This window comes from Dryocola mayonis (assembly GCF_051307045.1).
In the GTDB taxonomy this organism is placed as follows: domain Bacteria; phylum Pseudomonadota; class Gammaproteobacteria; order Enterobacterales; family Enterobacteriaceae; genus Dryocola.
Map to the genome: position 1 here is coordinate 4,138,988 of NZ_CP150452.1, position 15,292 is coordinate 4,154,279.

General features: G+C 55.2%; 13 protein-coding genes and 3 pseudogenes. 6 read left to right on the forward strand and 10 right to left on the reverse strand.

Going from position 1 to position 15,292, the window contains the following annotated elements:
- Window positions 1-29 precede the first annotated feature (29 nt).
- The 5 genes and pseudogenes from WLO32_RS19985 to cpxP all read right to left on the reverse strand — a co-directional run bounded on the left by WLO32_RS19985 (window position 30) and on the right by cpxP (window position 5,279).
- Window positions 30-1,335, reverse strand: a pseudogene (locus WLO32_RS19985) (SLC13 family permease).
- Between the two features lie 119 nt (window positions 1,336-1,454).
- Window positions 1,455-2,444 (reverse strand): sulfate ABC transporter substrate-binding protein, encoded by a 990-nt coding sequence (locus WLO32_RS19990; RefSeq protein WP_435946671.1) that lies wholly within the window; start codon window positions 2,442-2,444, stop codon window positions 1,455-1,457.
- Window positions 2,445-2,592: 148 nt separating this feature from the next.
- Window positions 2,593-3,555: a 6-phosphofructokinase gene (pfkA, locus tag WLO32_RS19995; protein ID WP_435946672.1), complete on the reverse strand. Its 963-nt coding sequence runs from the start codon at window positions 3,553-3,555 to the stop codon at window positions 2,593-2,595.
- 185 nt (window positions 3,556-3,740) lie between these two features.
- Complete coding sequence (fieF, locus tag WLO32_RS20000; RefSeq protein WP_435946673.1) at window positions 3,741-4,643, reverse strand: CDF family cation-efflux transporter FieF; 903 nt, start codon at window positions 4,641-4,643, stop codon at window positions 3,741-3,743.
- A 126-nt stretch (window positions 4,644-4,769) separates the two neighbouring features.
- Window positions 4,770-5,279: a cell-envelope stress modulator CpxP gene (gene cpxP, locus WLO32_RS20005; RefSeq protein WP_435946674.1), complete on the reverse strand. Its 510-nt coding sequence runs from the start codon at window positions 5,277-5,279 to the stop codon at window positions 4,770-4,772.
- Window positions 5,280-5,429: 150 nt separating this feature from the next.
- Here cpxP and cpxR point away from each other — a divergent pair, with 150 nt between their 5' ends.
- The 3 genes from cpxR to trmL all read left to right on the forward strand — a co-directional run bounded on the left by cpxR (window position 5,430) and on the right by trmL (window position 8,059).
- A complete protein-coding gene (gene cpxR, locus WLO32_RS20010) occupies window positions 5,430-6,128 on the forward strand; it encodes an envelope stress response regulator transcription factor CpxR (RefSeq protein ID WP_435946675.1) in 699 nt (232 codons plus the stop codon).
- Entirely contained in the window at window positions 6,125-7,498 is a 1,374-nt protein-coding gene (cpxA, locus tag WLO32_RS20015; RefSeq protein WP_121266215.1) for an envelope stress sensor histidine kinase CpxA, read from the forward strand. The genes cpxR and cpxA overlap by 4 nt, the downstream gene beginning before the upstream one ends.
- Before the next feature lie 87 nt (window positions 7,499-7,585).
- On the forward strand, window positions 7,586-8,059 hold the full coding sequence (gene trmL / locus WLO32_RS20020; protein ID WP_435946676.1) for a tRNA (uridine(34)/cytosine(34)/5-carboxymethylaminomethyluridine(34)-2'-O)-methyltransferase TrmL: 474 nt from the start codon (window positions 7,586-7,588) through the stop codon (window positions 8,057-8,059).
- Here trmL and cysE read toward each other — a convergent pair.
- The 5 genes and pseudogenes from cysE to WLO32_RS20045 form a co-directional block, all read right to left on the reverse strand.
- A pseudogene (gene cysE / locus WLO32_RS20025) lies at window positions 8,056-8,878 on the reverse strand (serine O-acetyltransferase). The gene trmL and the pseudogene cysE sit on opposite strands and share 4 nt — an antisense overlap.
- 91 nt (window positions 8,879-8,969) lie before the next feature.
- Window positions 8,970-9,989, reverse strand: a complete 1,020-nt coding sequence (gpsA, locus tag WLO32_RS20030) for an NAD(P)H-dependent glycerol-3-phosphate dehydrogenase (protein ID WP_435946677.1) — start codon at window positions 9,987-9,989, stop codon at window positions 8,970-8,972.
- On the reverse strand, window positions 9,989-10,456 hold the full coding sequence (secB, locus tag WLO32_RS20035; protein ID WP_121266219.1) for a protein-export chaperone SecB: 468 nt from the start codon (window positions 10,454-10,456) through the stop codon (window positions 9,989-9,991). The genes gpsA and secB overlap by 1 nt, the downstream gene beginning before the upstream one ends.
- 64 nt (window positions 10,457-10,520) lie before the next feature.
- Window positions 10,521-10,772 (reverse strand): glutaredoxin 3, encoded by a 252-nt coding sequence (gene grxC, locus WLO32_RS20040; RefSeq protein ID WP_121266221.1) that lies wholly within the window; start codon window positions 10,770-10,772, stop codon window positions 10,521-10,523.
- A 24-nt stretch (window positions 10,773-10,796) separates the two neighbouring features.
- Entirely contained in the window at window positions 10,797-11,228 is a 432-nt protein-coding gene (locus tag WLO32_RS20045) for a rhodanese-like domain-containing protein (protein ID WP_435946678.1), read from the reverse strand.
- 250 nt (window positions 11,229-11,478) lie between these two features.
- Here WLO32_RS20045 and gpmM point away from each other — a divergent pair, with 250 nt between their 5' ends.
- From gpmM to WLO32_RS20060, 3 genes and pseudogenes are all read left to right on the forward strand, one after another.
- Window positions 11,479-13,026: a 2,3-bisphosphoglycerate-independent phosphoglycerate mutase gene (gene gpmM / locus WLO32_RS20050; RefSeq protein ID WP_435946679.1), complete on the forward strand. Its 1,548-nt coding sequence runs from the start codon at window positions 11,479-11,481 to the stop codon at window positions 13,024-13,026.
- Between the two features lie 9 nt (window positions 13,027-13,035).
- Window positions 13,036-14,320, forward strand: a pseudogene (gene envC / locus WLO32_RS20055) (murein hydrolase activator EnvC).
- A gap of 3 nt (window positions 14,321-14,323) precedes the next feature.
- Window positions 14,324-15,280 carry a divergent polysaccharide deacetylase family protein gene (locus WLO32_RS20060; protein WP_435946680.1) on the forward strand — a complete coding sequence of 319 codons (957 nt, stop codon included), beginning with the start codon at window positions 14,324-14,326 and terminating at the stop codon, window positions 15,278-15,280.
- The last annotated feature ends 12 nt before the right edge of the window (window positions 15,281-15,292 follow it).

Genomic DNA, 15,292 nt, shown 5'->3' on the forward strand with positions numbered 1-15,292 from the left:
TGGAAAGGCCCCGCTCGCGGGGCCTTTTTTTATAGCTTTCCCGTCAGCCGGAACCAGCCGTAGTCCAGCGGCATCAGTATGACAAAGGTTATCACCGCCAGCGCGAGGCAAAGTTTTAGCCCGGCCTTTGCGGGCACCTGTCCCAGCCCCATCGCCACCACGATAGGCGAGGCCATATACGGCAGCAAAGGCGTTGAATAACCCAAAACCTGCACCATGATCGTCGATAACAGCGGGAACCCCGTCGCCTGCGAAAAGCTTTCCGCAAGCGTGGTATACAGCGCCGGCACGCCGTTTGCCGTGACGATAAAGTTCAGCAGGCTGGTTATGCCGGTCAGGGCAACGAAGCTGGTGAAGGGCCGCTCGGGATCAAGAGGCATCACGGCCAGGAGCTTCTCGCCTACCATGCCGCCCAAGCCGGTATCTGTCACCGTAGAGGGCCAGCGCCAGAATGCCCGCCACATAGAAACAGGTGCGTACGTTCACCCCGCTTGCGAACTCTTCGCTGCTGATAAAGCCGATTCGCGGCAGCAAGGTGATACAGGCGGCGGCAAGCCCTACCCAGGCCGGGCCAACGCCATGCAGGCCTTCAGTGACCCAAAGCGTTAATACCGCCGCAAGCAGCCACGCCAGCCGTTTTTCATCGCCGCTCATCGGACGGGGAAACTCCACCTCTTGCGGAGCGTGAGGGTTACCTGGAAAGAGCCAGCAAATCAGGCCGACAAGCGCCAGGCCTTTTAAAATCCCCAGCACCGGCGTATGCAGCCAGAGATAAGGCAGATAGTTAAGATGGATGCCGTAAGAGCCTTCAGCCGCGCCGCTCATCACCAGGTTGGGCACGTTGGCGGGTAGAATGGTGGCGGAAAGCTGGAAGGTGCCGAATCCGACCGCCAGCGCCAGGCCAAACCAGGCTCTTGATCCTTCCATAATGCCGGCTCGTTTCGCCATTGCCGCCACAACGGGCATCAGCAAGGCGATACGTCCCATATTCGAGGGCATAACGAACGCAAGAGCGTAGCTGAGCAACACCACGCTGCCGACCATCCTTACCCAGGAGTCGGTCAGGCTGGCGGATATCGCCCTTGCCGCGCGGTCTGCAAGCCCGGTTTTGCGGATCGCAATTCCCAGGACAAATCCGCTGAATACCAGCCAGAACGCTGAGGAAGCAAACCCGCTGAAAATAACTTCGGCAGGAGCGATTTTTGTCACCATCGCTACGGCGAAAAACAGCAGAGCGGTGAGATACTCAGGTAGCGCGGAGGTAGCCCAGAGAGCGATGGTAACAAGGATAACCAGGCCTGGAAGGAATAGGGGATGGATAAACCAGTGTGACATACCTGTCTCCTGCGGATTTTTTCAGCAGTCTACGGCGGAGCGGCAGGAATGTAAATTGGCGTTGATAATAGCTCGCATTTAACCCTGAAACAAAAACGGCCCCTCTGGGGCCGTCTGGATTAGCGTTTGCTGATTTGGTCGAAGGTGCCGCCGTTGGAGAAGTGCTCCTGCTGCGCTTTCGTCCAGCCGCCGAACTCTTCATCGATGGTGTACAGCTTCAGTTTCGGGAAGGCGTTTTCGTATTTTTTCGCTACGTCCGCGTTACGCGGGCGATAGTAGTTCTTCGCGGCAATTTCCTGGCCTTCCGGAGAGTAAAGGTATTTCAGATACTCTTCGGCGACTTTCTGCGTCCCTTTCTTCTCCACGACTTTATCGACAATGGAAACTGTAGGCTCGGCCAGGATAGATTCGCTTGGGGTAACGATTTCAAACTTGTCTTTGCCCAGCTCGTTGGTCGCCAGCAGCGCCTCGTTTTCCCACGCAATCAGCACATCGCCAATGCCGCGTTCCACGAAGGTGTTAGTCGAGCCACGAGCGCCTGAATCCAGCACCTCAACGTTTTTAAACAGTGCCTTCACGAAATCCTGTGCTTTGGCCCGATCGTTATTGTTGTGGTGCAGGGCATAGCCCCATGCGGCCAGATAGTTCCAGCGAGCGCCGCCGGAGCTTTTCGGGTTCGGGGTAATAACGGAAACGCCCGGTTTAATTAGATCGTTCCAGTCATGAATTTGTTTCGGGTTGCCTTTGCGCACCAGGAAAACGATGGTGGAGGTATAAGGCGCGGAGTTATCCGGCAGGCGTTTGATCCAGTTTTTATCAATACGGCCACGCTCGGCAATGGCATCGACATCGTAGGCCAGCGCAAGGGTGACCACGTCGGCTTCAATGCCGTTGATGACGGAAGTCGCCTGTTTGCCTGAACCGCCGTGGGATTGACGCACCACCACGTTGTCGCCGGTTTCCTGCTTCCAGTGCGCGCTGAAGGCTTTGTTATATTCTTCGTACAGTTCACGCGTCGGGTCGTAAGACACGTTCAGTAGCTGGATATCCTTAGCTAATACGCCGCCAGACGCCAAAAGTAATGTTAATCCCACTCCCCACTTGTTCATCGCACGCTCTCTTCTGTGTAGTTTGATGAACTCAGCCTGCCAGAAACTTATCCATTGATTAAAGAATAAAAAAAGATTGGCTATAACTATTGGAAATATACACAGCCATAAAAAAGCCGGGTTTCCCCGGCTCCTGATAAAAGCGGACTTAGTACAGTTTCTTAGCGCAATCCAGCCAGTCGCCTTTGAACGGACGCTTCATGTTTTCGATAGCGTCGACGATGTCATGGTGGACCAGTTTTTCGTTCTGAATACCTACGCAACGGCCTCCGTGGCCCTGCAGCAGCAGTTCAATGGAGTAAGCGCCCATGCGGGAAGCCAGAATACGGTCGTAGGCCACCGGAGAACCGCCGCGCTGGATGTGGCCCAGTACGGTTGCGCGCGTTTCGCGTTTGGTTTCGGTTTCAATGTATTTAGCCAGCTCATCGATATCGCAGATGTGCTCGGTGATAGCGACGATGGCGTGTTTTTTACCTTTCGCGATACCGGCTTTGATTTCCGCCACCAGGTCTTCGCGATTGAACTCAACTTCCGGCAGCACCACAAACTCACAGCCGCCGGCGATGGATGCGGCCAGGGTCAGGTCGCCACAGTAGCGGCCCATCACTTCTACGATGGAGATACGCTGGTGGGAGGAAGAGGTGTCACGCAGACGGTCGATTGCTTCAACGACGGTTTCCAGCGCGGTGAAGAAACCGATGGTGTAGTCGGTGCCTTTAATATCGTTATCGATGGTGCCAGGCAGGCCGATGCATGGGAAGCCCATCTCGGTCAGGCGTTTAGCGCCCATGTAGGAGCCGTCACCGCCGATAACAACCAGCGCATCAATACCGCGTTTTTTCAGATTCTCGATAGCCACCGCACGGATTTTCTCATCACGGAATTCCGGGAAACGCGCGGAGCCGAGGAAGGTACCGCCGCGGTTGATCATGTCAGACACGCTGTAGCGGTCCAGATTGATCATGCGGTCTTCATACAAACCGAGATAGCCATCGTAAATACCCGCGACTTCCAGACCTTCTGACAATGCCGCACGAACCACACCGCGAATCGCGGCGTTCATGCCCGGCGCATCACCGCCGCTCGTCAACACACCAATTTTTTTGATCATGACTACCTCTGAACTTTGAATGCAAAATTAATCCTGTTGCCGGAAACAGCCTGCGGGCAAGCCGAGGCTTCGACGCTGCTGCAATAGTATACCAACCGCTTCCAGCTGAATTGATTCAGGTCAGGCCAAAAGGCGGTAATTTACCCCTAAAAAGCCGCCCATGTCTGCTTTACTACAACGAAAAACTAAAGCTCAAAATGTCCCTGTCGTTCCGTCGGCACGACCGAGCAGGGATCCTGGTGAATGATCACATCCGACCCAGGGAAATGATGCAGGATCGCCTGTTCCACCTGTTCAGCAATAACGTGCGCCTGAACCAGCGGTAAATTGTCTTCCATTTCGATATGAAGCTGAATAAAGCGGGTCGGCCCTGACTGCCGCGTACGTAAATCATGCGCTCCCCTGACGCCCGGCCATGAGGTGACGATATTAATAATGGCCTGATGCTCAGCGTCCGGTAACGCACGGTCTAAAAGAGACTGCACGGCCTCATGGCCCATGCGAATCGCGTTATATAAAATATAGACGCCGATCCCTAATGCAAACAACGCATCAGCGCGGTGCCAGCCATACCAGGATAACGCCAGCGCGATAAGAATCGCGCCGTTCATCATAACATCAGACTGATAATGAAGCATATCCGCACGAACGGCCTGACTTTGTGTTTTTCTCACCACCCAGCGTTGAAAAGTCACAAGAATTATCGTGCTGAACAGGGCGATTACGGTAACCGCAACGCCGGTAAGCGGCTGTTTCATTGGCGTTGGAGCGGCCAGATGCTGAATGCCGGTTAAAAACAGAAACAGCGCCGAACCTGAAATAAACATGCTTTGCGCCAGCGCCGCCAGCGATTCCGCTTTGCCGTGGCCGAAGGTGTGTTCCTCGTCGGCGGGCTGTAGCGAATAACGCACAACAAGGAGATTGGTTAGCGACGCAGCAATATCCACCAGCGAATCAACCAGCGCCGCCAGAATACTGACCGAGCCGGTATACCACCAGGCGAAAATTTTAATCAAAAGTAACAGCGACGCCATCACCGTGGCGGCGATAGCCGCACGGCTGACCAATTGTCCATATTGTTGATTCATAGGGAACTCCAACAAATTAATGCTGGCTAGTATAGCGGATCGGGCAGCTCCCTCAGGCAAAAAAAACCCCGCCGTTTAAGGCGGGGAAGACAGGGATGGTGTCTATGGCAAGGAAAACAGGGTTTGTTACTGGTTACTACGGGTGTTGCTACTACTCATTGCCTGCAGCGAAGATGTCCGCTGCAGATCCGACAGCTCACGAAACTGGTTCATGCGCTGCTGGTGTTTGTCATTCAAAACGGCTTGCTGTTCAGGTGTCAGCAGGTTGTACATTTGGTTGCGCACTTTCGCCATTTCAACCTGGCGAGCAACCTGTTCCTGTGCCATTTTTTCTGCCTGAGTACGAACGGCCGTTTCGTCAAAATTCTCTGCGGTGACCAGTTTATGCATGGCCTCCATTTCGCGAACGTTCACGGGTGGGCTATCATGCCTTGCACGCTGCATCAGATCGCGCATCTGCTGGCGCTGTTGTTCAGTTAAATTAATACCGTCAAACATTTGGTTTTGAACACTGGTACGCTTGACCAGCTCTTCGCCGTGCTGCCAGTTATCGCTGGTCGATAAATCTGCGGCCTGGCTGGCTAGCGTTGCGAACGCCAGCGTTGAGGCCATAACGGCAGCGGTAACATTACGCATCACTTGCTCCCGAAATCATGTGTGCTGCGATTCAACGAGAGCCAGTCTACGATTCCCGCTGCAAACTAGCGTCAGGGGGTGTAAAACAACGTAAAGTCATGGATTAGCGCGCCTTGATGACGTAATTTCTGCCTCGGAGGTAATTTAACAATGAATAAAATTCTGTTAGTTGATGATGACCGAGAGCTTACTTCCCTGTTAAAGGAACTGCTCGACATGGAAGGTTTTAACGTACTTGTCGCGCACGACGGCGAACAGGCGTTAGAACTTTTAGACGACAGCATCGACCTGTTATTGCTCGACGTGATGATGCCGAAGAAAAACGGCATCGATACTTTGAAAGAGCTACGCCAGACACACCAGACGCCTGTCATTATGCTTACCGCGCGCGGAAGCGAGCTGGACCGCGTTCTCGGCCTTGAGCTGGGCGCAGATGACTATCTCCCTAAACCGTTCAACGATCGTGAACTGGTGGCCCGTATACGCGCTATTTTGCGCCGTTCACACTGGAGTGAGCAGCAGCAAAGTAGCGACAACGGCTCGCCTACCGTGGAGGTCGATGGATTAAGCCTCAATCCAGGTCGCCAGGAAGCCAGTTTTGACGGCCAGGCGCTCGATTTAACCGGCACCGAATTTACCCTGCTGTATCTGTTGGCGCAGCATCTCGGCCAGGTTGTTTCCCGTGAACATCTGAGCCAGGAAGTTCTGGGCAAGCGCCTGACGCCGTTTGACCGCGCCATCGACATGCATATCTCCAATTTGCGCCGCAAATTACCGGAGCGCAAAGACGGTCATCCATGGTTTAAAACCCTGCGCGGACGTGGTTACCTGATGGTCTCCGCTTCATGATAAGCAGCCTTACCGCGCGTATTTTTGCCATCTTCTGGTTGACGCTGGCACTGGTGCTGATGCTGGTGCTGATGTTGCCAAAACTGGATTCGCGTCAGATGACCGAACTGATGGAAAATGAGCAACGTCAAGGCATTATGATTGAGCAGCACGTCGAGGCGGAGCTGGAAAACGATCCGCCTAATGACCTGATGTGGTGGCGCCGGCTGTTTCGGGCCATTGATAAATGGGCGCCGCCGGGACAGCGCCTGTTGCTCGTGACCAGCGAAGGGCGAGTGATTGGCGCCCAGCGCAACGAAATGCAGATTATCCGTAACTTCATCGGTCAGTCCGACAACTCCGATCATCCCCAGAAGAAAAAATATGGCCGCGTTGAGCTAATAGGGCCGTTTTCCGTTCGCGATGGGGAAGATAACTATCAGCTCTACCTTATTCGTCCGGCCAGCAGCTCCCAGTCCGACTTTATTAACCTGCTGTTTGACCGGCCGCTGCTGCTGCTGATCGTCACTATGCTGGTTAGCTCGCCGCTGCTTTTGTGGCTTGCCTGGAGCCTTGCAAAACCCGCGCGTAAGTTGAAAAACGCGGCTGATGAAGTGGCGCAGGGGAATTTACGTCAGCACCCTGAGCTGGAGGCGGGTCCGCAGGAATTTCTGGCCGCGGGCGCCAGTTTCAACCAGATGGTGACCGCGCTGGAAAGAATGATGACGACGCAGCAGCGCCTGCTGTCGGATATTTCACACGAACTGCGCACCCCGCTGACACGTCTGCAGTTAGGTACCGCCCTGCTGCGCCGGAAAAGCGGCGAAAGCAAAGAGCTTGAACGCATCGAAACCGAAGCGCAGCGTCTGGATGGCATGATTAACGATCTGCTGGTGATGTCGCGCAACCAGCAGAAAAACGCGCTCGCCAGCGAGACCATGAAAGCCAACCAAATCTGGTCGGAAGTGCTGGATAACGCGGCCTTTGAAGCGGAGCAGATGGGCAAATCGCTGGAGATTACCTATCCGCCGGGCCCGTGGCTGATGTACGGCAACCCTAATTCGCTGGAAAGCGCGCTGGAAAATATTGTCCGCAACGCGCTGCGGTATTCACATACGAAAATCGCCGTGAATTTCTCTGTGGATAATCAAGGCATTACCGTCACCGTGGACGACGACGGTCCGGGGGTAAGCCCGGAAGACCGCGAACAGATTTTCCGTCCTTTCTACCGCACAGACGAGGCGCGTGACCGCGAGTCCGGCGGTACGGGCCTGGGCCTTGCCATCGTGGAAACGGCGGTGCAGCAGCATCGCGGATGGGTGAAAGCCGAGGACAGTCCGCTGGGCGGTTTGCGCCTGGTTATCTGGCTGCCGCTTTATCATCGTAACTGACAGGTATTTCTGCCAGGCCCTTCGGGGCCTGTTTTCCTTCCGGCGATAAACTTTGCTATTCTGCGCCCCTTGTCTTACGGGGGTTGTATGCTAAATATCGTGTTGTTCGAACCTGAAATCCCGCCTAATACCGGGAACATTATCCGTCTGTGCGCCAACACCGGCTTTCGCCTGCATATTATCGAGCCTACGGGTTTTGGCTGGGATGATAAGCGTCTGCGCCGCGCAGGACTGGATTACCACGAATTCGCCGCCGTTAATCGCCATAAAGACTACGACGCCTTTCTTGCCGCAGAAAACCCGCAGCGCCTGTTCGCCTTAACCACCAAGGGAACGCCTGCCCACAGCGCCGTGAGCTATCAGGATGGGGATTATCTGGTGTTTGGTCCGGAAACGCGCGGGCTGCCGATGACGATTCTGGATGCCCTGCCTGCCGACCAAAAAATTCGCATTCCGATGATGCCGGACAGCCGCAGCATGAACCTTTCCAACGCGGTATCCGTGGTGGTGTACGAGGCGTGGCGCCAGCTTGGTTATCCCGGCGCCGTACTGAGAAGTTAGATTCCGTCGCCGTATTCGAAGCCGTTGTTGGCTCCGTTGAAGTGCTGATCCATATCGATGGCCGGCTTATCGCTTTCCGGCTTGCCGACGATGCGAGCAGGTACGCCGGCCGCCGTGGTATGAGGCGGCACCGGCTGCAGCACCACTGAACCCGCGCCGATTTTCGCGCCGCGCCCCACCTCGATATTGCCGAGAATTTTCGCCCCGGCGCCAATCATTACCCCTTCACGGATTTTTGGATGGCGATCGCCACTCGTTTTGCCGGTACCGCCGAGGGTGACCGACTGCAGAATAGATACGTCGTTTTCTACGATCGCCGTTTCGCCAATCACGATACCGGTAGCGTGGTCCAGCATGATGCCACAGCCAATTTTCGCCGCCGGGTGGATATCGACCTGGAAGGATACGGAAACCTGGTTTTGCAGGAAAATGGCCAGCGCCCGACGCCCTTCTTTCCATAACCAGTGGCCAATACGGTAGGCCTGAAGCGCATGGAAACCTTTCAGATAAAGCAGCGGGGTGGAATATTTATCTACCGCCGGGTCGCGGGTACGCACGGCCTGAATATCGCAGGCGGGCCGAAGCGATCATCTGTGGTTCTGCCGCATAGGCTTCCTCCACCACTTCCCGGATGGCGATGGCGGGCATAATCGGTGACGCCAGCTTGTTAGCCAGCATATAACTCAGGGCGCTGCCGAGATTTTCGTGCTTCAGGAGAGTTGCGTGGTAAAAACTGGCCAACATAGGTTCACAATCGGCAAGGGCGCGCGCTTCAGCTTTAATATTGCTCCACACCAGATCCAGTTCTTCAGACGACATTGCTCTCTCCAGACAGAAAACAGCGTCCCGGCACCAGGTACCGGAGCGCTTCAGTTATTGCGGTTATAGTGTTCCCTCAGCGGCAGCTGCTTCAGCTGCCGCTCCGTTCATCCTTGCGTGTGCGACCAAGCAACGTTAATGCTGCCTCGCGAGCGTTTTTTCCGCAATATAATACCTGATAAATTTCCTCGGTTATTGGCATTTCAACACCGAAACGCGCCGCCAGCTCCCGCACTTCTTTCGTGTTACGGTAGCCTTCAACCACCTGCCCGATCTTTTCCTGCGCCGAATCCACATCCATTCCCTGCCCCAGCATCATGCCAAAACGACGGTTACGGGATTGGTTATCGGTACAGGTCAACACCAGATCGCCCAGGCCTGCCATACCCATAAAGGTTTCTGAATCCGCGCCCAGCGCGCTGCCGAGGCGGGTCATTTCGGCCAGGCCGCGAGTGATAAGGGCGGTACGCGCATTAGCGCCAAAGCCGATACCGTCTGACATCCCTGCGCCAATCGCAATAACGTTTTTCACCGCGCCGCCCAGCTGCACGCCGATAAAATCCGGATTGCTGTAGACGCGGAAGCTTTTGCCGCAGTGCAGCAGCTGCTGAAGATCCTGAGCGAAAGCTTCGTCGGTCGCCGCCAGAGAAATCGCCGTCGGTAAACCAGCCGCAAGCTCTTTGGCGAAGGTGGGCCCGGAGATAACCGCCAGCGGTACGCTTTCCCCAAGCGCCTCACGCGCAACGTCCTGCAACAGGCGACCGGTTTCTGCTTCCAGACCTTTGGTTGCCCATACCACCCGCGCGTCCGGGCGCATCAGCGGTTTGATTTGGCGTAATACCTGACCAAATACGTGGCTCGGCACGACAACCAGAATGTTGCGGCTTGCTGAAAGCGCAGTGGCTAAATCACTTTCAAGAAGCAGCGTGTCCGGGAAGGGGACGTCAGGAAGGAATGCTACGTTACAGCGATCGGCCTGTAAGGTGGCAATATGGTTTGCATCGTGGCCCCACAGGACGACGTGGTGGCCGTTTCTCGCCAGCGTGATGGCAAGAGCGGTGCCGTAAGAGCCGGCACCGATCACAGTCATTGAAGCATTGAGGCTATTCATCAGGCATCCTGATGGTTTTCAGCACCTTCGCCAGATTGCTGCTGCAGATAGCTCATGAACAGCGCATCGAAGTTAACCGGTGCAAGGTTCAGCTGCGGGAAGGTACCACGAGAAACCAGGCTAGTGATTGCTTCACGCGCATACGGGAACAGAATGTTCGGGCAGTACGCACCCAGGCAATGTGCCATTTGCGTGCCTTCGATACCGCCGATGGAGAAGATACCAGCCTGCTGCACTTCGCACAGGAACGCGGTGTCTTCGCCCAGCGTTGCGGTCACGGTAACGCGCAGCACAACTTCATATACATCGTCTGCCAGCTGGCTGGAAGCGGTGTCCAGGTCCAGCTTAACTTCCGGCTGCCAGTCTTTCTGGAAAACATGAGGCGCATTTGGCGCTTCAAAAGAGATGTCCTTGGTGTAAACGCGCTGGATCTGGAAAGCCATTTCTGTGTTGTTTTGTTCTGACATTGATAAACCCTTAAAAAATTAATACGTCCTTTATTTATCCGCGACTAACGGCAGACAAACCGCGCTATCGCAGCAGGGAATCGAGTCCACCACGTGCGTCAAGCGCATACAAGTCATCACAGCCGCCAATGTGCTGTGCATCAATAAAAATCTGCGGCACCGTGGTGCGGCCACTGCGTTTGATCATCTCTTCCCGTTTAACGGCGTCGCCATCGATAGGCAACTCCTGGAAAACCACCCCTTTGCTGGTGAGTAAATCTTTTGCACGATGGCAAAAAGGACAGGTTGCTTTGGTATAGATTTCAATATTCGCCATGGCTTACCTCAGAATACGCTCAGATTATTTACCGCGAACCAGCGGCAGATTTTCACCGCTCCAGCCGGCAATGCCTTCTTTGAGCAAAGTTACGCGCTCAAAGCCGGCTTTTGTCAGCAGCGCTGCTGATTCCTGTGAGGAAATGCCGTTGCCGCAAACCACGATGACCGGCTTAGCTTTGTGTTTTTCCAGCTCGCCGAAATTGCCGCTTTTGATTTCATTTGGCAGCACGTTAAGCGAGTTCGCGATATGGCCTTTGCGGTAGTCATCACGCTGGCGCACATCCACTACAACGGCATCTTCCTTATTGATTAAACGCGTGGCTTCACCACGGGTAATCACTTTGACCTTTGAGGTTAAACCTTTAAAGGTCATGAACAGCACGGCGGCCAGTAAACCAACCCATGCCAGACTAAGTATGGGATGACGACCAACGAATTGCATAATTTCTTGCATGGGGGGTGATAACTCCCGACTAAGTAATATGAAAAAAACCAGGCAAGGAGTATACCTTCGCATTGTGGCAATTACAGCCAGTCAGCATGATGTATTGTGGATTCTGCGTGCTGTTACGAAAAAAATGCCCGCCCCGGGGCGAAAGCTGCGGTTATCCGGGCCCTTTCTTTGATCTTCTGCGGCTATTTGCCGGCGACGCCTGTAGTAAAATTACGCAAATTTTTTTGTCTTTGACTTAGAGGTTCTTGCAATGTCGGCTACTAAAAAACCTATGGTTCTGGTGATTCTGGACGGCTACGGCCATCGTGAAGAGCAGCAGGATAACGCCATTCTGAATGCTAAAACCCCGGTTATGGATAACCTGTGGGCCCAGCGTCCGCATACCCTGATCAACGCGTCAGGTCTGGAAGTGGGTCTGCCTGACGGACAGATGGGTAACTCCGAAGTGGGTCACGTAAACCTCGGCGCCGGCCGAATTGTTTATCAGGATCTGACCCGCCTGGACGTTGAAATTAAAGAACGTAATTTCTTCGCCAACCCGGTGTTAACCGCCGCTGTGGATAAAGCCGTTGCGGCGGGTAAGGCCGTGCACATTATGGGCCTCGCCTCCGCAGGCGGCGTTCACAGTCATGAAGAACATATCCTGGCGATGATCGAACTGGCCGCAGAACGCGGCGCACAGGCTATCTACCTGCACGCTTTCCTGGATGGCCGCGATACGCCGCCGCGCAGCGCAGAATCCTCGCTGAAAAAATTTGCCGATAAGTTTGCAGCCGTTGGCAAAGGGCGCGTTGCCTCCATTATTGGCCGCTACTTTGCCATGGACCGCGATAACCGCTGGGACCGCGTAGAGCTGGCATATGACCTGCTGACCCAGGCTAAAGGCGAATATCAGGCAGCCACCGCCGTCGCTGGTCTGGAAGCCGCCTATGCTCGCGATGAAAACGACGAGTTCGTTAAGCCAACCGTGATTCGCGCCGAAGGCGAAGCTGAGGCGGTAATGAACGACGGCGACGCGCTGATCTTCATGAACTTCCGCGCTGACCGCGCCCGTCAAATCACCCGCGCCTTCGTCAACGCTGACTTTGACGGCTTTGCGCGCAAAAAAGTGGTTAACTTCGGTGATTTCGTGATGCTGACCGAGTATGCGGCCGATATCAAAACCGCCTGCGCCTATCCACCAGCTTCCCTGACCAATACCTTTGGTGAGTGGATGGCGAAGCATGACAAAACCCAGCTGCGTATTTCCGAGACTGAAAAATACGCTCACGTAACCTTCTTCTATAACGGCGGCGTTGAAGAGCCGTTTGCCGGCGAGGACCGGGTGCTGATTAATTCGCCAAAAGTGGCGACTTACGATCTGCAACCGGAAATGAGCTCTGCAGAATTGACTGAAAAATTGCTGTCCGCCATCGGCAGCGGCAAGTACGACGCCATCATCTGTAACTATCCAAACGGCGATATGGTTGGTCATACCGGCGTTTACGAAGCGGCGATTTCTGCCGTTGAAGCGCTGGATAACTGCGTTGCGCAGGTTGTTTCCGCTGTTGAAAATGTGGGCGGCCAGCTGTTGATTACCGCGGACCACGGTAACGCAGAGCAGATGCGCGACCCGGCAACGGGCCAGGCGCATACCGCACACACCAGCCTGCCTGTACCGCTGATTTACATCGGCGATCGCCACGTAAAAGCGGTGGAAGGCGGCAAGCTTTCTGATATCGCTCCAACCATGCTGAGCCTGATGGGCATGGAAATCCCGCAAGAGATGACTGGCAAGCCGCTGTTCATCGTGGAATAATCCTTTCCCATGAGGGGAAAGGCGATTTTTTCAATAACATGGGTCGTGAAACCGAAACGGTTTTCAGTCAGGGCCCGTTATCTACGCCAGCGTACTTAGCGCTGGCGTATTGCTATGCCCTTTTTCCAGCCATGCGGATGACAGCGCCCAGCTGAAATCCATCCAGCAGGATATCGCCGCCAAAGAGCGTGCGGTACGCCAGCAGCAGCAACAACGCTCGGCCCTTCTCGCGCAGTTAAAAGAGCAGGAACAGGCAATAGCTGCGGCAAGCCGTAAATTACGCGATACGCAAACCACTCTTGCCACGCTTAACCGCCAGATTGATACCATGAACGCTTCCCTCGTGAAGCTGCAAAAGCAGCAGGCTACCCAGGAACGTAACCTGGCAGCTCAGCTTGATGCGGCGTTCCGGCAGGGGCAGCATACGGGGATCCAGCTGATTCTCAGCGGCGAAGAGAGCCAGCGCGGTCAGCGTCTGCAGGCGTATTTCGGCTATCTGAACGCCGCCCGCCAGCAAACCATTGCAGAATTAAAACAAACGAAGGCGGAAGTCGACGAGCAAAAAGCCACGCTTGAAGCCAGGCAGAGCGAGCAGCAAACGCTGCTTTACGAGCAGCAGTCTCAACAGGCTAAGCTTGAGGCCGCCCGCAACGAACGTAAGAAAACGCTGTCCAGCCTGGAATCCTCTATCCAGCAGGATCAGCAGAAGCTGAGCGAGATGCGCCAGAACGAATCCCGCCTGCAGAATCAAATAGCCCGCGCCGCGGCCGCGGCGAAAGCGCGCGCCGAAAAAGAAGCGCGGGAAGCAGAACAGGTTCGAACCCGCCAGAAAGAAGCCGCCAGCAAAGGCAGCACCTATAAGCCCACTCAGGACGAGCGCTCTCTAATGTCCCGAACCGGCGGCCTTGGGTCACCGCGGGGCCAGGCTTTCTGGCCGGTGCGCGGTTCACTGCTGCACCGTTATGGCGAACAGCTGCAGGGTGAGCTACGTTGGAAAGGTATCGTTATCGCAGCGGGTGAAGGCACAGAAGTTAAAGCCATCGCTGACGGACGCGTGATTCTTGCCGACTGGCTGCAGGGCTACGGGCTGGTGGTCGTGGTGGAACACGGTAAAGGCGATATGAGTTTGTATGGCTATAACCAGAGCGCGCTGGTGAGCGTGGGTTCGCAGGTGCGCGCCGGTCAGCCCATCGCGCTGGTGGGCAACAGTGGTGGTCAGGGCCGCCCGTCACTCTATTTCGAAATTCGTCGCCAGGGCCAGGCAGTCAATCCACAGCCGTGGTTGGGAAGATAAGTTTTGCTTCAATTTCGTCACCTTGTTTTTTCTCTTGCCTGCGCCTTAACGCTGGCTTTTCCAGGTTATGCCGGCAAGCTGGCGATTGTCATCGATGACTTTGGCTACCGCCCGCAGCAGGAAAACCAGGTTATCGCGCTGCCATCCGCGCTGTCCGTCGCCGTTCTGCCTAATGCTCCGCACGCCCGTGAAATGGCCACTAAAGCGCACAACGCCGGGCATGAGGTTCTGATCCACCTGCCCATGGCGCCGCTTAGCAAACAGCCGCTGGAAAAAGACACGCTTCGCCCGGAAATGAGCAGCAGCGAGATCGAGCGCATTATCCGCGACGCCGTCGATAAAGTGCCCTACGCCGTGGGTTTAAATAACCATATGGGCAGCGCCATGACTTCAAGCCTGTTTGGGATGCAAAAAGTGATGCAGGCGCTGGATCAGTACAACCTTTATTTTCTCGACAGCATGACCATCGGCAACAGCCAGTCGATGCGCGCCGCAGCGGGAACGAAAGTCAAAGTCATCAAGCGCAAGGTATTTCTCGACGATACGCAGAACGAGGCCGATATCCGTTCCCAGTTCAACCGTGCCGTTGCGCTCGCTCGCCGTAACGGATCGGCCATCGCCATCGGCCATCCGCATCCCACCACCGTGCGTGTATTACAGCAGATGGTTTATAACCTGCCGCCGGATATTACGCTGGTAACGCCGGGCAGCCTGCTCAATGAGCCGCAGGTGGACACCTCGACGCCGAATAACGCGCTCCCAGCCAAGCCCGGCAAACCGGCAGAAAAGCCGCGTAATCCTTTCAGCGGCGTGAAGCTTTGCAAACCTAAAAAGCCGCTGGAGCCCGTCTATGCTACGACCTACTTCAGGGTGCTTAGTGACAGCGTCAGCCAAAGTACGCTGGTGAAATATCTACAGCATCAGTGGCAGGGCTGGGGAACCGGCGCGCCCCGCTCCTGAAATTTCGCAAAG